This window comes from Pseudomonas sp. PDM18 (assembly GCF_014852585.1).
Lineage (GTDB): Bacteria > Pseudomonadota > Gammaproteobacteria > Pseudomonadales > Pseudomonadaceae > Pseudomonas.
On sequence record NZ_JACVBX010000001.1, the window covers coordinates 261,130 to 282,395 of the forward strand.

A 21,266-nucleotide genomic window follows, 5' to 3' on the forward strand; every position below is an offset into this window, starting at 1 on the left:
ACTGGCGGCAGACCTGTAGGAGCGAGCTTGCTCGCGAACGGTGCTCCCCTGTGGCTCGGAGTTGAGCGGTTCGCGAGCAAGGACTAGGCGTCCCCCTCGGTCCTACGAAAAGCATGCCGCCGTAAATGCACGCGTTACCGCTCGCGCAACTCCATCACCTTCAGCTCCGGATCGGCCTTGATCTGCTCGTCGGTAAACGGCAGCTCCGGCCATTGCTGGCGGGCGAACAGCTCGGTCTGGTCACGATGGTGCGGCGAGCCGGGTTCACTGGACTGCGAGAACGCCAGCAACCCGCGTGCCTTCGGGCCATCGGCGGTGAGGTCCACCAGCTGAATGTAGCTGCTGCCGCTGAGCACGCGGTAATGGTCGCCCTGCCACTCTGAGGTGATGGCGTTGTACACGCCCTCGTTGCCCGTGCCCCCGGGAATGCCCAGCGGGTTGGCGGCATCGCCGGTCAGTTGCAGCTCGCCCCACTTTTCGTCCGCGCGGATCTTGCGGCCGTCGATCTCCTGCGCGGCCGCCAGCAACGCCTGCTGCGCCTGTTGGCGAACCTCGGGCTTATCCAGGGCGACGCCCGAGGGCGTCGCCAGCGGCAGCTTGGGATCGAAGGGCAGGCGCCAGCCGCCGTCGATCTTCAGGAAGCGCGCTACGAAGGCCTGGAAGTAGGCGAAGCCCGGATTGCTGTCGAGGTTGACGTGGCGATCCCACGAACCCAGAGCCGCGCAAGCCGCCTCGGTGCCCGCCGGGGCCGGTTTGCACAGTTGCAGTAGGTCGTCGAGGAGCATGTCGGCCACATAGACGCGGTTGTCGGTGACCATTTTCTGCAAGTCATCCGGGCCGATCTTGCCGTCGCCCTTCAGCCGGTCGAGGGCGAAGCGCGCGCGGGCGCTGACCGGCACCGAATCGCGGCTCACCAGCGGCGAGAACCCGGTCAGCGGCTGCGCCGGGTTGCTCATCCAGGCGCTGTCATTGGAGTTCTGCACGAAGTCCTCGCGCTCCAGAGCCGGCATCTGCTCCGGCGGCGTCACCCCGGCGTGACGGGTGCCCGGCGCGCTCGACCAGTTGCAGGCGCGGCGCCCGCCCTGCAACACCGGCAAGCCCTGCTTCTGGTACTCGGCGATGGCGCAGTCGGCCAGTTGCTGCTGACTCAGGTGCGGCACCACCGACTGGTTGAGGTAAAGCACCTTGCCCTCGGCGTTGGTCGCCAGGGTGTTGACCCAGGGAATGCCCTGCACGTGCTCGATGCTGTCACGCAGCTCATCCAGGCTGCGCGCGTGATCGATGGCGTACCACTGCTGCAGCACGCGATCGTTGCCCAGGTTGGCATCGCGCAACGCAAAGGCTTCGCTGGCGTTCCAGGGGAATTTGCCGGGCACGCTGAGCAGCGGGCCGTACTCGGACTCGTACAGCGTATGGCTGCGCGTGCCCACGCGACCGTTTTGCTCCAGCACGCGAACGCGCAGGGTGATTTCCTTTAGCGGCCGCGACTGGCCATCGACGCGGTAGTTGCGCGGGTCCTGTGGATCGAGGTCGAGACGGTACAGCGTGAAGTGGCTGGAGGTGTCCACCGTGTGGCTCCAGGCCACGTCCTTGCTGAAGCCGATGTTCACCAGCGGCATGCCCGGCAGGGAGGCGCCCATCACGTCGAGCTGGCCGGGAATGGTCAGGTGCATCTGGTAGAAACGCAGCGCGCCGAACCAGGGGAAGTGCGGGTTGGCCAGCAGCAGGCCGTTGCCGGCCGTCGAGCGCTCGCTGCCCACGGCGACGGCGTTGCTGCCGTGGTCACGGTGGAAGTTTTCGCGACGCTGCATCGCCGCCAGCACCTCGCTGTCACTGACTACCGAAGTGCTCGCCTGCCCCGGCGGCGTGGCCGCCATCATGGCCTCGGCGAACTGCCCGGCACCGGCCTGCACCAGCAGGCGGCGGGTCAGGCGCAGCAGGTCGTCGGCCTCCAGCGGGCGCAGCCAGGCCTTGCCTGCGCACTGTGTGCCAGCGGCCTGGGTGTCCCAGAGCCAGCGGTTATAGCCCGCGGCGTAGCCATCGAGGAGGTCGCGGATCGGCTGCGGCTGGGCGCTGCGCAAGCGGCGCAGAGACTCGTTGTCGTTGAGCCAGGTGTAGAAGAAGTCCGAGGGCAGGTTGCCGACGCCGGCAGAAGTCTTGCCATCCTCGCCGAAGTAGCGCGAACGCTCGCCCCGCGCGGTGAGTACTTCTTCTGCGAGCAGGCAGGCGTTGTCGCGGGCATAGGCATAGCCGATGCCGTAGCCCAGGCCCAGTTCGTTCCTGGCCTGGATGTGCGGGATGCCGTAGCGGGTCCAGCGAATCTGTGCCTCGAGTTCGGCACCATAGGCCAGCGCGGGCAGCCCGGAAGCCAGCAGGCTGCCGGCCACGGCGGCCAGACGGAAGGTCTTGCTCATTGATTCCCTCAATGCTCGGATAACGGCCGGATGCCCGGCCAGGGGCACGCGGCCGCGCCGCTCGCGCGGTGCCGGTGCAAGGAGTGGATGGCGGCTCAAGCCCGCCAATGCAGTGCGCTGAAGGTGATCGCGCCGCGCCTTCCGAGGCACGCGCGCAGGCAGGTTGCACAGGACATGGATTCTCCTTTTCTTGTTGGACGCCGCACGAAAAATTGCGATGCGCCTCTTGAGGGCAACGGATGGGAAGCACGCGAAATTAGCCCGCGACCGATGGCAATCGGCCACACCAGAAGGCTCTATCTCGCGGCTTTCACCCATTGCAGAGGCGTTGCGGGCGGTTCGACTTCAGTGCGCCGGGAGGGTTCCGGACTGACGTTTCCAACGTCCGGGTGACTGCCCCGTCCAGCGCTGGAATGCGCGGGAAAAACTCGCCGCCTCGGCATAGCCCAGGCACTGGGCGATGCCGTGCAGGTCCATCCGCGATTCGCGCAGCAGGCGTTCGGCGAGTCGCTGCTTGATACCGTCGTTCAGCCCCTGCAGGTTTTGCCCTTCCTCCGCCAGACGCCGTTGCAGCGTGCGTTCGGAAAGGCCCATGCGTTCGGCCACCGCGGCCGCGCCGAGCAAGCTGGCAGACTCACGCAACAGCAGTTGCTGCACCCGCCGCGCGGTGGGTGTCGAGGCCAGGGTCAGCGCCAGTTCGCCACACAGGCGCTCGCAGAGTTGCTCGCCGCTGTCGCGCGCACTGATCTGCGCCTGCGGCAGCGGCGCCTGCAGGTCCTCCAGGGCGAAGAGCATGGCGTTGCGTGGCGCCGCGAACACCGGCTCGATGCCGAAGGTCTCGCGGAACGCGCTGGCATCGCCCGGCGCCGGGCAGCGCAGTTCGATGGCCAAAGGTTGCAGCGGCCGCTGCAGGAGTTCGCCGGAAAGCTGCCAGCAACCGGCGATGCCGCGTTCCACCACGAAAGCGCGGGCATCCTCGGGCAGCACCCGGTCATCAAACACCAGCCACAAACCCCGCGACTCCACTTCGCTGCTCACCGGGCAGAGCGTCAGCGCCAGGCTCTGGAAACGCCCGAAAGTCTCGAAGGCTTCCTGCAGCGTGCGGCTGGCGAGCATGGTGAAGCCCAGCAGGCCCAGCGAGGTGAGGTGGTAGCGGCGCCCGGTCGCCAACCCCAGGCCGGGCCGCCCAACACGCTGCAGCAGGTTGCGGATCACCGCCAGCTCCTGCCAGGCCTGGATGCGCCCGGCGCGCGCCTGCAGGTCGGCCAGTGAGATCGCGCTGCCCACCAGGCAATCGTCCGCGCCCAGGCTCTCGTCGCGGGCGCTGTCGAGCAGGTAACGCACTCCGGTGATCTCGCGGGTCTGGCGCCAGTCCATCGCGGGCTCCTGTGGCGGCAAAGTACGCCGTGGCGGGAATCATCATTTTTTGGCGGACTTCATCATGGAAGAAAGCGCCAGCGCTGACCATGCTGGAAGTGCCAATAACACTCACAAGAGGCTTCCCCATGTTCGAGTTCTTCTACGCGCTGCCGAGCCAGAACCGCGCGGCCGACTACCGCCACTTCCGCATCGTCCCCGCCACCGGCGCGATCGGCGCGGATGTCAGCGACCTCGACCTCACCACCCTGGGCGAGGAAGGCTATGCCGAGCTGCGCCAGGCGCTACTGGCGCACAAGGTGCTGTTCATCCGCGGGCAGAACCTCAGTGTGGAGAACCTCGAAGCCGTGACCCTGCGCTTCGGCGAATTCGGCCGTGAGCCCTATGTGGTCGGCATGGACGCTCATCCGCACGTGGTGCGGGTGGTGAAGGAAGCGAACGAGAAGACGCCGGTGGTGTTCGGCGGCGCCTGGCACAGCGACTGGTCCTTCCAGGAGCGCCCGCCGGCCTTCACCCTGCTCTACGGCCACGACATCCCGCCGTTCGGCGGCGACACCCTCTATGCGAACCTGGCGCTGGCTTACGAATGGCTGTCGCCGAAACTGCGCGCGCAGCTGGAAACCCTCGACGCCATCCACAGCCCTGAGCGCGCCTACGGCGCCGAGGCCAAGCACAACGACCTGATGGAGAACATGGCAGTGCGCTACGGCAGCCACGAGGGCGAGGTGCGCTCGCATCCGCTGGTAACGAAGCATCCGGAAACCGGCAAGAAAATCCTCTACATCAACCCGGCCTACACCAGCGGCATCAAGGGCATGCGCCCGGCCGAATCGCAGCCGCTGCTGGATTACCTGTTCAGCATCGCTACGCAGCCGGCATTCACCTGCCGCATGCGCTGGAGCGCCGGCACCCTGGCGATCTGGGACAACCGCAGTACCTGGCACTACCCGGTGTCGGATTACCACGGGATGCGGCGGGAGATGTACCGCACCACGGTGGTGGGCGAGGTGCCCAGTCGCTGAACACGCGGAGTGATCGTAGGGCGCATAACCTGGAACAGGTTATCCGCCGGATGTGTCGCGGCGGATAACGCTGCCTCGTTATTCGCCCTACGAAGCCGTGCCCAACTGCAGGTGCTCAGCCGGCGGTTACAGCTCTGCGCCAAACCGCTGCGCATGCTCGCGCAACATCGCCCGCAGCAACTGCGCGGCGGGCGACAAGTAGGCGCCCTCCCGCACCGCCAAACCGATGGTCCGCGTCAGCGTCGTCTCAGCCAGTTGCACCTCGCGCAGCTGGTCCATGCCGTGGCCGCCGGCCAGCGCTTCGCGGGCGATGAAGCTGAGCAGACGAGTGCGAGCGATCAGGTTGGGCAGCATGGGGATTGCATTGGTCTCGATCTGCACCTGCGGCATGGGCAACTGGTGGGCCTGGAAGGTGGAGTCCATCCAGCGCCGCGACGACACGCCGGTGGCCGGCAGAACCCAGCGGTAACGACAAAGGTCGGCCATGGTGACGGGGCCGTCGAAGATCGGATGGTCGCGGCTGGCGACTACCACCACCTGGTCCTGCAGCAGCGGCTCGCTGCTCAGTTGCGGGTCGTCGACAATCCGCGAGCAGATCGCCATGTCCAGCCGACCGCTGCGCAGCGCCTCGCGCAGCACGTCGTCCTGTCCCAGCACCAGGCTCATGGTGATTTCCGGCGCGCGTGCCAGCAGGTCCTCGGTCAGCCGCGGCAACAAGTACTCGGCCATGGTCGCGGCGCAGCCAAGGCGGATATTGCCGACCACGCCGCTGGCGAAATCGCGCACCTCGCGGCGGGTTTCCTCGATGTCCTGACGCAATTGCCGGGCGCGTTGCAGCATCAGTTCGCCGGCCGGCGTCAGGCGAATGCGTCGGCCATCGCGCTGGAACAACCGCGTGCCGAGGGACTCCTCCAGGCGCTGGATGCTCTTGGTCAGCGCCGGCTGGCTGCGCCCCAGGCGCTCGGCGGCGCGGCCCAGGTGGCCAAGTTCGGCGATGGTTTCGAAGTAGGCGAGATCGCGCAGGTCCATGGCGGCATACCGATAAATTTCAGGAATGAATTCATGACTATTAGAAAATAGACTTGATCAATCCGGCTACCGATAATTCCTCCGTCTTCCCCGCCCGGAGCCGTCCGTGTCCAGCCGCCCTGCCCAGTCCGTCGCCCAAATTCCCGTCAGTCTGCAATGGCTGGCCCTGGCGCTCGGAGCCGGAGGCGCCGGGCAATTGCTGACCTGGCTCGGCATCCCCGCCGCCTTGTTTCTCGGCCCCATGCTGGTGGCCATCGCCTTCGGCGTCAGCGGCGCGCAAATCCGTCTGCCGCGCCAGGCTTTCCGCCTGAGCCAGGGCTGCATCGGCCTGCTGGTCGCCCACGCCATGAGTTGGTCGGTGCTGCAGGCGATGGTCGCTTCCTGGCCGCTGATGCTCAGCGCCACCCTGCTCACCCTGTTGCTCTCGGCCGTGGTCAGCTACGCCATGGTCCGCTTCGGCGGCATCCCCGGCAGCACCGCCGCCTGGGGCACCGCGCCGGGCGGCGCCGCGGCCATGGTGTCGATGGCCGAAGCCAACGGCGCCGACCCACGAGTGGTCGCCACCATGCAGTACGTGCGGGTGGTCTGCGTGGTCATGGCCGGCGCCCTGGTCGGCCGCTTGCTGGGCATCGAAGGCGGCGGCTCGGCGACGCACAGCACGCCGATCATCGACACCACCACCCTGCCCGACCTGATCAACTGCCTGCTGCTTATCTTCGTCTGCACCACCGCCGGCGCGAAACTGCCGGCCGGCCCGCTGCTGGTACCCCTGGTGGCCGGTGCCGTGCTGCAGCTGACCGGCGTGCTGCACATCACCCTGCCGCACTGGTTGCTGGCCACCGCCTACGGCGTGATCGGCTGCTACATTGGCCTGCGCTTCGACCGCGAAAGCCTCGCCTACGTCGGCCGCCACTTGCCGGCCATGCTGGTCAGCGCACTGGCCCTCATCACCAGCTGCGCGCTGTTCGCCTGGGCGCTAGCGGCCATCACCGGGATGGACTTCCTCTCCCTCTATCTCGCCACCAGCCCCGGCGGCCTGGACGCCATGGCGATCATCGCGGTGGACACCCACTCCGACGTCGGCCTCGTGCTGGCGATGCAGACGCTGCGGTTGTTCGTGGTGCTCTTCACCGGGGTTTCCGTCGCGCGGACGGTGATCCGCCTGAGCCGCGCCTGACGCCGCGCCATAATCTGCAGGAGCGCGCCATGCGCGCGATCGCGGGCGTGGCCCGCTCCTACAAAAAACGCTGCGTCTGAGTCTTGTACTGCTGCCCGCCCCGCCTCTAAGGTCACCGCTCTTTCACTGAGCGAGCACGACATGGACAGCCTTCGCCACCGCCCCACAGCCTTCCACGTTACCCACTGGAGTGACGACCCGTTCAGCCGTGGCGCCTACAGCACCCTGCTGCCCGGTGCCACGCCGGAGCATCGGCGGCGTTTGGGTGAAGCGCTGGGTGACAGGCTGGTGCTGGCCGGCGAGGCCTGCAATCCCGACGCACCGGCCATGACCCACGGCGCCTGGAACGATGGCCTGCGCGCCGCCGAAATCGCCATCGAAAGCGGAGCCCGCCGAGTGCTGGTGATCGGTGCGGGCTTCGCCGGGATTTCCGCCACGCGACGTCTGCGGGAAGCCGGAATCGACTGCGTGGTGCTGGAAGCCCGCGAGCGAATCGGTGGCCGCGTCCACAGCATTTCCCTGGGGCCGGTACGGGTAGACGAAGGTGCCGCCTGGCTGCAGCACTTCGACGAAAATCCCCTGGCCGCCCACGCTCGGCAGCTCGGCCTGCCGCTGCAGGAAACCGATTTCGGGCAGCCCCTGGCTGCCACGGCGGATGGCCCGGTGCCCGACATCGATTCAGCCTGGGAAGCCCTGCGCGCGGGGATCGACCGCAGCCTGCCGCTGGCCGAAGGTGTCGCGCGCTATCTCGAAGATCGCGATGAAGAAACCCGCCGCGCCACCCGCTTCGCCCTGGACGCCAACCTGATCCTGGAAGCCTGCCTGCCGCTGGAGTCACTGTCGGTCGATGCCCTCGACGAAGAAGGCGTCGGCGCCGGCGACCGCTTCCTGCCGCAGGGTTATTCGCAGTTGGTCGCGCATCTCGCCGAGGGGCTGGATATCCGCCTGAACCAGCCGGTAACGGCCATCGACTGGTCCGGCGAGCAGGTGCGAGCGGGAGCCGAAAGCGCCGACTTCTGCATCTGCACCGTGCCCATCGGCGTGCTGCGCGATATCCACTTCGACCCACCGCTGCCGGCCGCGCAGCAGGACGCGCTGGAGCACCTGGGCATGGGCCAGCTGGAAAAGGTCGTGCTGCAATTCGACGAGCGCTGGTGGCCGATGTCGCCGTCAGGTTACCTGCGCTGGTACGACACGCCGGCCAGCTTCGGCGAGTGGCTGGATCTCACCGACGCAGTGGGCACACCGACGGTTGCCGGGCTGATTGCGGCGGATGCATTGGAGCGGGTGTTTGCCGGACGCAGTGATGAGGAGATTGCCGTCGCGGCTTGCGGCGCTCTTCAGGCGTGGGCAGATGCAGTGCGGAGCGCGCAGTTGTAGGAGCGAGCTTGCTCGCGAATCGAGTCAGCCGGCAGCGCTGATGCTGGGCGGTTCGCGAGCAAGCTCGCTCCTGCAGGTAATCCAACCGAGGGTTACAACCCCTCCAGCGTCAGATCGACCAGCCGCTCGACATACGCGACTTCCAGCTCCTCGCCGGAAAACAGGATGCGGTACACCAGCGGCGCCATCAACCGATCGACGATGCGGTCGACCTCCGGCAGCTTTTCGCCACGTTCCCTGGCGCGCAGCAGGATGATGTCGAACTGGCCGCAGGCGATCGCCATGCAGCGCCCGGAGCAGCCGCCACCGGCAGCCAGCAGGTCGAGCACCACCGCGCGGCCGGGCACCGAGGCGGTTTCCTCCATGTACTGCACGCCCCAGGCCAGCAGATCGCCGCGCAGGGTTCCGGTATCCGCCGGCGCTGCGTCAGGGCGGATGCGCTGCAGCGCGACGTCGCCGAGCAGTTCGCTCAGGTCGCCCCACCGCCGATAGATGGTCGACGGCGTGACGCCGGCACGCGCGGCGATCATCGGCACCGTCAATTCGGAACGGTCGCGCTCCTCCAGCAGCTCTGCCACGGCCTTGTGCACCGAAGCCTGCACCCGCGCGCTGCGGCCGCCCGGTCGAACACCCTGATTGATTGCCATAAGCACCTTAAAGCAAAGAATTTGCTTTTATCTAGAAACGGGTCCAGCATCTCGCAAAAGCAAAATCTTAGCCTTTGCGAGCTGAATCATGGCATACACCCAATCGAAAAGCGCGTCTGGTTTATCACCCAGAGCCTCCGCCTGGCTGCTGACGGCCATCCTCATGGCCTTCCTCGCTGCCGCCGCCGCACCCACGCCGCTATATGCGTTGTACCGCGAGTCCTGGCACTTTTCCCCGGCCCTGCTGACCCTGGTGTTCAGCATCTACGCGGGTGGCCTGATGCTGGCGCTGCTGGTGTTCGGCTCGCTATCCGACCACCTCGGTCGGCGCCCGGTGATCCGCGCCGCGCTGATTCTCGAACTGCTGGCGATGGCGGTGTTCCTCTACGCCAACTCGGTGGAGCTACTGATCCTCGCGCGCCTGCTGCAGGGCTTCGCCACCGGCATCGCCACCAGCGTGCTGGGCGCGGCGATGCTGGATATTGACCGCGAGCGCGGCCCGCTGATCAACAGCGTGGCGCCCATGCTCGGCATGGCCATGGGCGCGCTGGGCAGCAGCACGCTGGTGCAGTTCGGTTCCGATCCGCTGCATGAGGTCTACGTCTGGCTGCTGGCGGTGTTCGCGCTGGGCATCGTGCTGTTGCGCTGGCTGCCGGAGAGCATCAGCCGGCAACCGGGCGCGCTGGCCTCGCTGAAGCCGCGCATCCGCATTCCGTTGCAGGCACGTCGCGCGTTCTGGAGCGTGGCGCCGCTGAACGCCAGCCTCTGGGCGCTGGGCGGTTTCTACCTGTCGCTGGGGCCGACGCTGGCACGGCAGGTCACCGGCCTGCAGGTGCCGATGATCGGTGGCGGGCTGGTGTCGCTCCTGTGCCTGTGCGGTGCGCTGGCGATCTTCGCCCTGCGCAATCAGCCGGCGGCGGTGATCCTGCGCCGTGGCGGCCTAGCGCTGATCGTCGGCCTGCTGATCACCCTGCTCGGCGTGGACAGCGCCAACCTCTGGCTGTTCTTCCTCGGCACCGCAGTGGCCGGACTCGGCTTCGGCGGCGCCTTCCTCGGCGCGCTGCGCTCGGTGGTGCCGCTGGCCCACGCCCACGAACGCGGCGCGCTGATGGCGAGTTTCTATGTGCTCAGCTACTTGGCCTTCAGCGTGCCGGCGATCCTCGCCGGGCTGGCGATCCAGCGCTACGGCCTGGTCGCCACCACCAATGGTTACGCCAGCCTGCAGATTCTCGCGGCCTCGCTGGTCCTGCTGCTGTCCTTGCGCGCGCCTGCTGCACAGAAGGCGCAGGCCTGAGTCAGGCTGCCTCGCGGGCTCGCAGGAAGTCGTAGAGCCCACGCACTGCCGGGTGCTCCAGCGCCTGGGCGGAGTGGCAGAGGCCGATGCGGCGGATCGGCAGCGGCAGGTTCAGCGTGCCGCTGCGCACCGTTGGCGCGCCGGCCAGCAGAGATGCCGGCAGGATTGCCGCGCCAACGCCCGCACTGACCAGGCGCAACGCCAGGTTCAGGGTGCTGGCCTGCGCGACCACCGGCGCGCCGCCATAAGCCGTCATCAGGCGCTGATGGGAAGGATGCGTCGGGCAGGTGATCCAGCCGCAGCCCAGCACATCCTCCACGCCCGGCGGCACCGCCAGTACGTACGGATCTTCCCAGACCGGCACGAAGAGTTCGTCCTCGCAGCAGAATTCCTCCACCGCCAGCCGCGCGTCCCCCACGCAGCCTTCCTCCAGGTGCAGCAGCAGATTGGGCACGGCCTGCTGCGCCAGGCTGACGAAGCCTTCGACCTGCTCGGCGCTGACGTCGCCCTCCACGCCCAGGTGCAACGGCTGTCGGGCGGAAGCCTGGCGGAACATGTTGCGCAGCCCGTCGGCCTCGGCCAGCAAGGCGCGCGCGCGCGGATACAGGGCGCGCGCCGCTTCGCTGACTTCCACCCCGCGCGCCTGGCGCACGAACAACTCGGTGCCCAGCGCCTCTTCCAGCTGGCGGATAGTCGCCGACAGCGTCGGCTGGCTGACGAACAGGCGCTGGGCGGCGGCGGTGATGTTGCGTTCTTCGAAGACCGCGACGAAGGCGGCCAGTTGTCGGATATCCATAGGCAAACCCGATACCAGGCACAGAGATAAGCCATTTTTCAGGCGGAATACTGCTCAATATACTTCACTGCATCGTTCAGTCATCCAGATTTCCGATAGCAGGAGAATCCCCATGAGCAAGCCCCTGATCATCGTCACCGGCGCCAGTTCCGGTATCGGCGAAGCCACCGCCCGCCTCTTCTCCCAGCAGGGCCACCCGCTGCTGCTGCTCGCCCGTCGCGTCGAGCGCCTGGAAGCATTGCAACTGCCCAACTCCCTGTGCCGCGCCGTGGACGTGACCAATCGCGAAGCACTGGAGGCCGCCGTGGCAGAGGCCGAGAAGCGCTTTGGCCCGGCCGACGCGCTGGTGAACAACGCCGGCGTGATGCTGCTGGGCAACATGGTCGAGCAGGACCCGGCCGAGTGGGAGCGCATGCTCGACGTCAACGTGAAGGGCCTGCTCAATGGCGTGCACGCCGTGCTCAAGGGCATGGTCGAGCGCAACCAGGGCACGCTGATCAACGTCAGCTCGGTGGCCGGGCGCAAGACCTTCCCCAATCACGTCGCCTATGTCGGCACCAAGTTCGCGGTGCACGCGATCTCCGAGAACCTGCGCGAGGAAGTCGCGGCGCACAACGTCCGCGTCGTCACCATCGCACCCGGCGCGGTGGAAACTGAGTTGATCAGCCACACCACCGACGAGGCGATCAAGAGCGGTTATCAGGACTGGAAGCGCGAGATGGGCGGCAAGGTGCTCAGCGCCGAGGACGTGGCCAACGCGATTCGCTATGCCTATGACCAGCCGCAGGGTGTGTGCATCCGCGAGATCGTGCTGGCGGCGACGCGGCAGCAGGCGTAACGGGCAAGCGCCCATCGCACCTTCGTCTGCATAACCCGCCCGCAACAAGCTTCTCTGCCATTCATGCGCCCTCTCCCCCGCCCTCTCCCTTCGGAGCGGGGCGCGCAGCCATGGTTAGGGAGAGGGTAAGCTCCCGCACGGACGATCAGAAACCGCACGAAATCATACGACGACGAACCTGATTAGCCCGCCTGCCGCGCCGCCCAGCGCCGGTACTGCTTGGCCCGGCGCAGCGTGTGCCACTGTTCCATCACCAGCGTGCGCCACGGCGAAGCCTGCGGGTTGGGTGCACGGCGGGCGCCGATGCGCTTCAGCTGCAGCTTGACCAGCGCCATGTAGGCCAGCGCCGCCAGCGGCTTGGAGCGCCAGCGGATCGCCGGCAGCTCCGGCTGGGTCTGACTGCCGCGCTGCCAGTGCAGCACCAGCTGCGGTTCCAGCGCCAGGGCGGTGCCGATGCCGACCATCTCCAGCCCGCTGTCCAGCACCTGCTCCGCCACCGGCAGGCGACGGATGCCGCCGGTGACCATCAGCGGCATGCGTGCCGCTGCACGCATCTCGCGGGCGAATTCGAGGAAGTAGGCCTCCCGCGCCAGGGTGCGGCCGTCGCGTGCATCGCCCTGCATGGCCGGCGCTTCGTAGCTGCCGCCAGACAGCTCGACCAGGTCGACCTTCTCGTCGTTCAGCCACGCGATCACCTGCCGCGCATCGCTGGCGTCGAAGCCGCCGCGCTGGAAGTCGGCAGAGTTGATCTTCACCCCCACGCAGAACGCCGGCGACACCGCGGCGCGCACCGCACGGACAACTTCCAGCAACAGCCGCGCGCGGTTTTCCAGCGAGCCGCCCCAGCGGTCCTGGCGCTTGTTGGCCAGCGGCGAGAGGAACTGGCTGAGCAGGTAGCCGTGCGCCGCGTGGATCTGCACGCCACTGAAGCCGGCCTGCTCGGCGAGTTTGGCCGCGCGGACGAAGCGCTGAATCACCTCGGCGATATCGCCTTCGGTCATCTCGCGGGCGACGGCGAACAGCTTGGAGAACTTGCCCATTTCCAGAGGCACCACCGACGGAGCGATAGCCCCCTGGCCGAGGTTGGTCTGCACCTGGCGCCCGGGATGGTTGAGCTGCAGCCAGAACTGCGCGCCACGGGAGCGGCCGATGCGCGCCCATTCGCGGAAGCGCTCAAGATGCCGGTCATTCTCCAGCACCACGCCGCCGGGGCCGGTCATGGCGCGGCCGTCGATCATCACGTTGCCGCTGAGGATCAGGCCGACGCCGCCATCCGCCCAGGCCTGGTAGAGGCGCAGCAGCGCGGCCGAAGGCGCCTGGTCGGCGTCGGCCATGTTTTCTTCCATGGCGGCCTTGGCGATGCGGTTGGGGACTTCGCCGCCGTTGGGCAGGCGCAGGGGCTGGAAGGGCGACATGGTGCGGCTCCTAGGTTGTGGTGCCGGGGAGGTTAAGTTTAAAGTTCACTTCAAGGTCAAGCCCCTTTCGGAGCCCAGCATGAAAATCGGTGAACTGGCCAGCCTCAGCGGCCTCGCCCCCTCGCGCATCCGCTTCTACGAAGCCAGCGGGCTGATCGCCCCGGCGCGCCGCCTGGCCAACGGTTACCGCGCGTACCCGCCGGAAACCCTCGACCTGCTGGAGATCATCCGCAGCGCGCAGCAGACCGGCTTCAGCCTGGAGGAAATCCGCAGCCTGTTGCCGCACTCCAGCCCCATCGAGAACGGCCACGGCGAACTGGTCGCCGGCCTGCGCCGCAAGGTCGCGGAGATCGAGGTGATGGAGCAGCAGCTGCGGCAGAATCGCGAACGCCTGCTGGCGGTGATCGACGGCATCGAGAACAAGCCCGAGGGCATGGGCTGCCAGGCCAATGCCGAGCGCATGCTGGCCGAGATGCGCGAGCGCAAGAAGCGCAGCTGATGCAATGCCTGTAGGACCGAGGGGGCGCCTGGGCCCTGCTCGCGAACAATGCCCTGGAGCCAGGCGGTTCGCGAGCGAGCTCGCTCCTACGAAGAGGCCCCGCCTACACCGTAGGGCGGATAACCTGGAACAGGTTATCCGCCGCCCCCGGAACGGCGGATAACGCAGGCACGTTATCCGCCGTACAGTTGCGTCCCCTTCCCCCAGCGCTATTTCCAGCCTTCCAGGCGCAAGGTCGCCCGCACCAGCCGCTGCTCTTCCTGCTCGATCTCCCGCAGGTTGTCGCGCACGCTGTGGATATGTTCGCGGGCGGCGCGCTGGGCCTGTTCCGGCTGGCGTTCGCTGATGGCGCGGTGCAGCCGCGCGTGCTGGCGGTCGATCTGGCGTTTTTGCGGCGGGCGGTTGTAGAGGTTGTTCACCGAGGCGAACACGGTGCTGAGCATCAGTTCGTTGAGCGACTGCAGCGTGTGCACAAGCACCGGGTTGTGCGAGGCCTCGCTGATCGCCTGGTGGAAGGCGTGATCGCGCCGCGCATGCTCGCGCGGGTCCAGCGGCTGCGGTTCGTCGTAGGCCGCGTGCATCTCCTCGAAGCGCCGGCCGATCAGCACCAGGTCGGCCTCGGTGGCGCGCAACGCGGCCAGCCGCGCCGACTCTCCTTCCAGCAACGCGCGCACCTCCAGCAAGTCGTAAAGCGTGCGCGGCTGCGAGCGGAACAGGTGCAGCAGCGGCGACACATCTTCGGCGCCGTTCAGGTCAGCAACGAACGAACCGCGCCCTTGCTCGGTATCGACGATGCCGCGTCCGCGCAGTGCGCGCAGCCCCTCACGCAACGCCGAACGCGAGCAGCCGAGCTTCTCTACCAAGCGCCGTTCCGAAGGCAGCGCCTGGCCGACCTTGAGCACACCATCGACGATCAGCCGTTCGATCTTCTCCGCCACCTGGTCGGCAACGCGCTGCTTGCCCTGTGCATAAGTCGTCATTGCGGTTCTCCCGAACTGGTAGGACCAGCTGAAACTGGCCTGCATGGGTGCAAAGAACCCTAGCTGTCAGGACAGGGCCTTTCCAGTGGACGCCCGTGCAAGAACTGGTAGGACCAGTGCTGACGCCAGTGGACGCGGCCTGACCGGCAGTCGCATTTTCAGCGTGCCGTGGCTCCACGCGACCGCTTGGCGGGCGCGAACAAAAAAACAAAATCAGAGCACCGTCAGCCTATGAACATCCTCTACGACGAGCGCGTCGATGGCGCGCTGCCTGCCGTCGACAAGTCCGCCCTGCTGGCCGAGCTGCGCGCAGCCCTGCCCGACCTCGAACTGCTGCACCGCGCCGAAGACCTCAAACCCTACGAATGCGATGGCCTCTCCGCCTATCGCACCGTGCCGATGTTGGTGGCGCTGCCCGAGCGCATCGAGCAGGTGCAGGCGCTGCTGAAACTCTGCCATGCGCGCAAGGTGCCGGTGGTGGCACGCGGCGCGGGCACCGGGCTGTCCGGCGGCGCGTTGCCGCTGGAGAAAGGCATCCTGCTGGTGATGGCGCGCTTCAATCGCATTCTCGAAGTGAATCCACAGGGGCGCTTCGCCCGCGTACAGCCCGGGGTGCGCAACCTGGCGATCTCCCAGGCTGCCGCGCCGCATGGCCTGTACTACGCGCCGGACCCGTCCTCGCAGATCGCTTGCTCCATTGGCGGCAACGTCGCCGAGAACGCCGGCGGCGTGCACTGCCTCAAGTACGGCCTGACCGTGCACAACCTGCTCAAGGTGGACATCCTCACCGTCGAGGGCGAGCACCTGACGCTGGGCAGCGACGCCCTGGACAGCCCCGGCCTCGACCTGCTGGCGCTGTTCACCGGTTCCGAGGGCATGCTCGGCATCGTCACCGAAGTCACCGTCAAGCTGCTGCCCCGCCCGCAGGTGGCGCGGGTGCTGCTGGCCAGTTTCGATTCGGTGGAAAAGGCCGGCCGCGCGGTGGCCGACATCATCGCCGCCGGCATCATTCCCGGCGGACTGGAGATGATGGACAACCTGTCGATCCGCGCCGCCGAGGACTTCATCCACGCCGGCTACCCGGTGGACGCGGCGGCCATCCTGCTGTGCGAGCTGGACGGCGTGGAAGCCGACGTGCAGGACGACTGCGAGCGCGTCGACGGCGTGCTGCGCGCGGCCGGCGCCACCGACGTGCGCCTGGCCTGCGACGAAGCCGAGCGCGTGCGCTTCTGGGCCGGGCGCAAGAACGCCTTCCCGGCGGTGGGGCGCATCTCCCCGGACTACTACTGCATGGACGGCACCATCCCGCGTCGCGAGCTGCCGCGCGTGCTGCATGGTATCGCCGAGCTGTCGGCGGAATTCGGCCTGCGCGTGGCCAACGTGTTCCATGCCGGCGACGGCAACATGCACCCGCTGATCCTCTTCGACGCCAACGTGCCCGGCGAGCTGGAGCGCGCCGAGGCCATCGGCGGGAAAATCCTCGAACTCTGCGTGGCGGTGGGCGGCAGCATCACCGGCGAGCACGGTGTGGGGCGCGAGAAGATCAATCAGATGTGCGCGCAGTTCAACGGCGACGAGCTGACCCTGTTCCACGCGTTGAAGGCGGCGTTCGACCCGGACCGCCTGCTCAACCCCGGCAAGAACATCCCGACCCTGCACCGCTGCGCCGAGTTCGGCGCGATGCACGTGCACCACGGGCAACTGCCCTTCCCCGACCTGGAGCGCTTCTGATGCCCGACGCCAGCAGCCAACTGCTCGAGCAGGTGAACCAGGCCCTCGCTGCACGCACGCCGTTGCGCATCCGTGGCGGTGACAGCAAGGCCTTCCTCGGCCGCCCGGTGAATGGCGTGGAACTGGACACCCGCCCGCACAGCGGCATCGTCAGCTACGACCCGACCGAACTGGTGCTCACCGCCCGCGCCGGTACGCCGCTGGCGGAGATCGAAGCGGCACTGGAGGCGGCCGGGCAGATGCTGCCATGCGAGCCGCCCAACCATTCGGGTGCGACCTTCGGCGGCGTGGTCGCCGCCGGGCTTTCCGGCCCACGCCGGCCCTGGTCGGGTTCGGTGCGCGATTACGTGCTGGGCACGCGGCTGATCACCGGCCACGGCAAGCTGCTGCGCTTCGGCGGCGAGGTGATGAAGAACGTCGCCGGCTACGACCTGTCGCGCCTGCTGGCGGGCAGCTTCGGCTGTCTGGGGGTGATCACCGAAGTCTCGATGAAGGTGCTGCCCAAGCCGCGGATGTGCGCCAGCCTGCGCCTGGAAATGGGCGTCCACCAGGCGCTGGGTGAGCTCGCCGAATGGGGCGCGCAGCCGATCCCGATCACTGCCGCCTGCTATGACGGCACCGCGCTGTACCTGCGCCTTGAAGGCGGCGAAGGTTCGGTGTGCTCCGCGCGCCTGCGCCTGGGCGGCGAGGAGATCGACAGCGGCTACTGGCAGGACCTGCGCGAACAACGCCTGGGGTTCTTCGCCGGCCCCGGCACGCTCTGGCGGCTGTCGCTGCCCAACGCCACGCCGGCACTCTCCCTGCCGGGCGAACAGCTGATCGACTGGGGCGGCGCGCAGCGCTGGCTGAAGTCCGAGGCGGATGCCGAGCTGATCCGCAACAACGTCGCCGAAGTCGGCGGTCATGCGCTGCGCTACACGCCGGGCGACGATGGCTTCCATCCGCTGTCCGCCGCGTTGCTGCGCTACCACCACAGCCTCAAGCAGCAACTCGACCCGCAAGGCATCTTCAACCCAGGCCGGATGTACAGGGAGCTCTGATGCAAACCAATCTGAGCGAACAGGCCAAGCAGTTGCCGCGCGCCGAGGAAGCCGAGCGTATCCTGCGCTCCTGCGTGCATTGCGGTTTCTGCACGGCCACCTGCCCGACCTACCAGTTGCTGGGAGACGAACTGGACGGACCGCGCGGGCGCATCTACCTGATCAAGCAAGTGCTAGAAGGTGCCGCGCCCAGCGCCAGCACCCGCGAGCATCTGGACCGCTGCCTGAGCTGCCGCAACTGCGAAACCACCTGCCCTTCGGGCGTGGACTACCACAATCTGCTGGACATCGGCCGCGCGGTGGTCGAACAGCAGGTGCCGCGCACCTTCGGCGAGCGCCTGATGCGCCAGGGCCTGCGCGCCGTGGTGCCGAATGCCGCGCTGTTCGGCGCGTTGGCCAAGGCCGGGCGCACCTTCTACCCGCTGCTGCCTGAGAGCCTGCAGAGCAAGCTGCCGCGCCACCCGCATCCGCCGGTGGAGCGCCCGAAACCGCGTCACGCACGGCGCATGCTGATACTCGAAGGCTGCGTGCAACCGGCGTTGTCACCCAACACCAATGCCGCCGCTGCGCGGGTACTGGATCGCCTCGGCATCAGCGTGATCCCGGCGGCGGATGCCGGTTGCTGCGGTGCCGTGGACTATCACCTGAACGCCCAGGAACAGGGGCTGGATCGGGCGCGCAGGAACATCGACGCCTGGTGGCCGTCAATCCAGGCCGGCGCCGAAGCCATCGTGCAGACGGCCAGCGGCTGCGGCGCCTTCGTCCGCGACTACGGCCATCTGCTGGAACGCGACGCGCAGTACGCAGACAAGGCCCGGCGAGTCAGCGAACTCTCCCGCGACCTGTCCGAGGTGCTGCGCGACGAGCCGCTGGAAGATCTGCACCTGCACGGAGATCGCCGACTGGCCTTCCACTGCCCCTGCACGCTGCAGCACGCGCTGAAGCTCGGCGGCGCGGTGGAAGGCGTGCTCACCCGCCTGGGCTTCAGCCTCACCGCCGTGCCCGACAGCCACCTGTGCTGCGGCTCTGCCGGCACCTATTCGCTGACCCAGCCGGAGCTGTCCCGGCGCCTGCGCGACAACCGCCTGAAGGCGCTGGAGAGCGGCGCCCCGGAAGTCATAGTCACCGCCAACATCGGCTGCCAGACGCACCTGGGCGGCGCAGGCCGCACGCCGGTACGGCACTGGATCGAACTGGTGGAACAGGCGCTCGCCGATGCGCCATTGGAATCCCTTCAAGGCGAGGTGCAAGCATGCTCAGCAAAGCCGTTCTGACCCAGCAGGAAGTCGGCCGCATCCTTTCCGCCGCGCGCACCGAAGCGCAGCGCAATCACTGGGCGGTGGCCATCGTGGTGGTCGATGACGGCGGCCACCCGCTGGCCCTGGAGCGCCTCGACGGCTGTGCCCCGGCCAGCGCCTACATCGCCACGGAAAAGGCCCGCAGCGCGGCACTGGGCCGGCGCGAAACCAAGGGCTACGAGGACATGGTCAATGGCGGCCGCACCGCCTTCGTCACCGCGCCGCTGATCACCTCGCTCGAAGGCGGCGTACCGGTCGTGCTGGACGGCCAGGTAATCGGCGCGGTGGGCGTTTCCGGGGTGAAGGCCGGCGAGGATGCACAGGTCGCCAGCGCCGGAGTGGCAGCGCTTTGAAAGCGCTCACGCGGCCCTGGCGACAGACAGCCACCGGCCGAGTTGTGGTCGTCGCCGGCCTCAAGCGAGCCGGCGGCGACACCCCGAAAAGCTTGCCCGGACCCGCTTTCAGAAGCCCCGCTACGCGCCGCGTTGCGGGGCTTTTTCAATACCTGCCGGCGCGTGCGCCACCGGCACATGATCCACCTGGAAGACCCATCCACCGCTGACGCTTTGCCACCGACAACAACAAGGGACAATCCCCATGCAAACCTGGCAGCAGCTCTACACCCCGCTCGGCAGCCTCGGCCTCTCGGCCCTGGCCGCCCTCGTGCCGATCATCTTCTTCTTCCTCGCCCTGGCGGTGTTCCGCCTCAAGGGCCACGTCGCCGGCGCCATCACCCTTGTGCTGTCGCTGCTGATCGCCATCAGCGTCTACCACATGCCGGTGGACAAGGCGCTGGCCTCGGCGGTCTACGGCTTCTTCTACGGGCTCTGGCCGATCGCCTGGATCATCGTGGCGGCGGTGTTCCTCTACAAGCTGACGGTGAAGAGCGGGCAGTTCGAGATCATCCGCAGCTCGGTGCTGTCGATCACCGTCGACCAGCGCCTGCAGGTGGTGCTGATCGGCTTCTCGTTCGGCGCCTTCCTCGAAGGTGCGGCGGGCTTTGGCGCGCCGGTGGCGATCACCGCGGCGCTGCTGGTAGGGCTGGGCTTCAACCCGCTCTATGCGGCCGGCCTGTGCCTGATCGCCAACACCGCGCCGGTAGCCTTCGGCGCGCTGGGCATCCCGATCATCGTCGCCGGGCAGGTGTCGGGCGTGGACGCCTTCAAGATCGGCGCCATGGCCGGCCGGCAGCTGCCGATCCTGTCGGTGATCGTGCCCTTCTGGCTGGTGGCGATGATGGACGGCTGGCGCGGCGTGCGCGAAACCTGGCCGGCGCTGCTGGTGGCCGGCGGCACCTTCGCCATCAGCCAGTTCCTCACCTCCAACTTCATCGGCCCGGAGCTGCCGGACATCACCTCGGCGCTGCTGAGCATGGTCTGCCTGACCCTGTTCCTGCGTGTGTGGCAGCCGGCGAACGTGCGTGAGACGGAGTTCTCCAGCGTCAATGCCGACGGCACGGCGACGCTCGGCGCAGTCGGCGGTGGTGGCGTGCAGCGCCGGGAATCGCAGTACAGCTTCGGGCAGATCTTCAAGGCCTGGTCGCCCTTCCTGATCCTCACCGTACTGGTCACCATCTGGACCATGAAGCCCTTCAAGGCGATGTTCCTGCCCGGCGGCGCGCTGGAGAGCTGGGTGGCGGTGATCGCCGTGCCCTACCTCGACCAGTTGGTCCTGAAGGCTGCGCCTATTGTGGCCAACCCGACGCCGATGCCGGCGATCTACAAGTTCGACCTGGTGTCGGCCAGCGGTACGGCGATCTTCCTCGCCGCGCTGATCTCCATGGCGATCCTGCGCATCGGCGTGAAGAGCGGCGCGACCACTTTCGGCGAGACGCTGAAGGAGCTGAAGTGGCCGGTGCTGACCATCGGCATGGTGCTGGCCTTCGCCTTCGTCACCAACTATTCGGGGATGTCCACCACCCTGGCGCTGGTGCTGGCGGGGACCGGCGCGGCGTTCCCGTTCTTCTCGCCCTTCCTCGGCTGGCTGGGGGTGTTCCTGACCGGGTCGGACACCTCGTCCAATGCCCTGTTCGGCTCATTGCAGGCGACCACCGCGCACCAGCTCGGTGTCAGCGACACGCTGCTGGTGGCGGCCAACACCACCGGCGGGGTGACCGGCAAGATGATCTCGCCGCAGTCCATCGCCGTGGCCTGCGCCGCCACCGGGATGGTCGGGCGCGAGTCGGACCTGTTCCGCTTCACGGTCAAGCACAGCCTGATCTTCGCCGCGTTCATCGGCCTGATCACCCTGGCCCAGGCCTATGTGTTCACGGGGATGCTGGTGCACTGATGGTGCTGGCGGTGGAGTTGCCCCTGCAGGAGCGAGCTTG

The 21,266-nt window shown here is 67.7% G+C and carries 18 protein-coding genes; 11 read left to right on the plus strand and 7 right to left on the minus strand.

Annotation, left to right across the window (positions count from 1 at the left end; all coding sequences use genetic code 11):
• Positions 1-134: 134 nt before the first annotated feature.
• Both IB274_RS01170 and IB274_RS01175 read right to left on the minus strand, forming a co-directional pair.
• A complete protein-coding gene (locus IB274_RS01170; protein WP_192430295.1) occupies positions 135-2,414 on the minus strand; it encodes an acylase in 2,280 nt (759 codons plus the stop codon).
• Positions 2,415-2,759: 345 nt separating this feature from the next.
• Positions 2,760-3,791, minus strand: a complete 1,032-nt coding sequence (locus IB274_RS01175) for an AraC family transcriptional regulator (RefSeq protein WP_192430296.1) — start codon at positions 3,789-3,791, stop codon at positions 2,760-2,762.
• Positions 3,792-3,919: 128 nt separating this feature from the next.
• Between IB274_RS01175 and IB274_RS01180 the strand changes: the two genes are divergently transcribed.
• Positions 3,920-4,813, plus strand: a complete 894-nt coding sequence (locus IB274_RS01180) for a TauD/TfdA dioxygenase family protein (protein ID WP_192430297.1) — start codon at positions 3,920-3,922, stop codon at positions 4,811-4,813.
• 126 nt (positions 4,814-4,939) lie between these two features.
• Here IB274_RS01180 and IB274_RS01185 read toward each other — a convergent pair whose 3' ends face one another.
• Positions 4,940-5,842, minus strand: a complete 903-nt coding sequence (locus tag IB274_RS01185) for a LysR family transcriptional regulator (protein WP_192430298.1) — start codon at positions 5,840-5,842, stop codon at positions 4,940-4,942.
• A 106-nt stretch (positions 5,843-5,948) separates the two neighbouring features.
• On the opposite strand from IB274_RS01185, the gene IB274_RS01190 reads away from it, so the two are divergent.
• Both IB274_RS01190 and IB274_RS01195 read left to right on the plus strand, forming a co-directional pair.
• Positions 5,949-7,019, plus strand: coding sequence for an AbrB family transcriptional regulator (locus IB274_RS01190; protein ID WP_192430299.1), 1,071 nt, complete (start codon positions 5,949-5,951; stop codon positions 7,017-7,019).
• A 141-nt stretch (positions 7,020-7,160) separates the two neighbouring features.
• A complete protein-coding gene (locus tag IB274_RS01195) occupies positions 7,161-8,399 on the plus strand; it encodes a flavin monoamine oxidase family protein (protein ID WP_192430300.1) in 1,239 nt (412 codons plus the stop codon).
• 92 nt (positions 8,400-8,491) lie between these two features.
• Here the strand turns inward: IB274_RS01195 and IB274_RS01200 are convergent, their stop codons facing one another.
• Positions 8,492-9,046: a TetR/AcrR family transcriptional regulator gene (locus tag IB274_RS01200; RefSeq protein WP_192430301.1), complete on the minus strand. Its 555-nt coding sequence runs from the start codon at positions 9,044-9,046 to the stop codon at positions 8,492-8,494.
• Positions 9,047-9,134: 88 nt separating this feature from the next.
• Between IB274_RS01200 and IB274_RS01205 the strand changes: the two genes are divergently transcribed.
• Entirely contained in the window at positions 9,135-10,340 is a 1,206-nt protein-coding gene (locus IB274_RS01205) for an MFS transporter (RefSeq protein ID WP_225614613.1), read from the plus strand.
• Between the two features lies 1 nt (position 10,341).
• Here IB274_RS01205 and IB274_RS01210 read toward each other — a convergent pair whose 3' ends face one another.
• Positions 10,342-11,136, minus strand: a complete 795-nt coding sequence (locus IB274_RS01210; RefSeq protein WP_192430302.1) for a LysR family transcriptional regulator — start codon at positions 11,134-11,136, stop codon at positions 10,342-10,344.
• A 112-nt stretch (positions 11,137-11,248) separates the two neighbouring features.
• Between IB274_RS01210 and IB274_RS01215 the strand changes: the two genes are divergently transcribed.
• Entirely contained in the window at positions 11,249-11,974 is a 726-nt protein-coding gene (locus IB274_RS01215) for an SDR family oxidoreductase (protein ID WP_192430303.1), read from the plus strand.
• 182 nt (positions 11,975-12,156) lie between these two features.
• Here IB274_RS01215 and IB274_RS01220 read toward each other — a convergent pair whose 3' ends face one another.
• On the minus strand, positions 12,157-13,389 hold the full coding sequence (locus tag IB274_RS01220; protein WP_192430304.1) for an NADH:flavin oxidoreductase/NADH oxidase family protein: 1,233 nt from the start codon (positions 13,387-13,389) through the stop codon (positions 12,157-12,159).
• A 79-nt stretch (positions 13,390-13,468) separates the two neighbouring features.
• Between IB274_RS01220 and IB274_RS01225 the strand changes: the two genes are divergently transcribed.
• Positions 13,469-13,888: a MerR family transcriptional regulator gene (locus IB274_RS01225; RefSeq protein ID WP_192430305.1), complete on the plus strand. Its 420-nt coding sequence runs from the start codon at positions 13,469-13,471 to the stop codon at positions 13,886-13,888.
• 209 nt (positions 13,889-14,097) lie between these two features.
• On the opposite strand, the gene glcC is transcribed toward IB274_RS01225, so the two are convergent.
• Positions 14,098-14,868, minus strand: a complete 771-nt coding sequence (gene glcC, locus IB274_RS01230; protein WP_192430306.1) for a transcriptional regulator GlcC — start codon at positions 14,866-14,868, stop codon at positions 14,098-14,100.
• Positions 14,869-15,099: 231 nt separating this feature from the next.
• Here glcC and glcD point away from each other — a divergent pair, with 231 nt between their 5' ends.
• The 5 genes from glcD (at position 15,100) to IB274_RS01255 (ending at position 21,226) form a co-directional block, all read left to right on the plus strand.
• Positions 15,100-16,599: a glycolate oxidase subunit GlcD gene (glcD, locus tag IB274_RS01235; protein WP_192430307.1), complete on the plus strand. Its 1,500-nt coding sequence runs from the start codon at positions 15,100-15,102 to the stop codon at positions 16,597-16,599.
• Positions 16,599-17,639, plus strand: coding sequence for a glycolate oxidase subunit GlcE (gene glcE / locus IB274_RS01240; RefSeq protein ID WP_192430308.1), 1,041 nt, complete (start codon positions 16,599-16,601; stop codon positions 17,637-17,639). The genes glcD and glcE overlap by 1 nt, the downstream gene beginning before the upstream one ends.
• Positions 17,639-18,913 carry a glycolate oxidase subunit GlcF gene (gene glcF / locus IB274_RS01245; RefSeq protein ID WP_192430309.1) on the plus strand — a complete coding sequence of 425 codons (1,275 nt, stop codon included), beginning with the start codon at positions 17,639-17,641 and terminating at the stop codon, positions 18,911-18,913. Before glcE ends, glcF begins: the two co-directional genes overlap by 1 nt.
• Positions 18,892-19,290: a heme-binding protein gene (locus IB274_RS01250; RefSeq protein WP_192430310.1), complete on the plus strand. Its 399-nt coding sequence runs from the start codon at positions 18,892-18,894 to the stop codon at positions 19,288-19,290. The genes glcF and IB274_RS01250 overlap by 22 nt, the downstream gene beginning before the upstream one ends.
• Before the next feature lie 244 nt (positions 19,291-19,534).
• Positions 19,535-21,226 (plus strand): lactate permease LctP family transporter, encoded by a 1,692-nt coding sequence (locus tag IB274_RS01255; RefSeq protein ID WP_192430311.1) that lies wholly within the window; start codon positions 19,535-19,537, stop codon positions 21,224-21,226.
• Positions 21,227-21,266 lie beyond the last annotated feature (40 nt).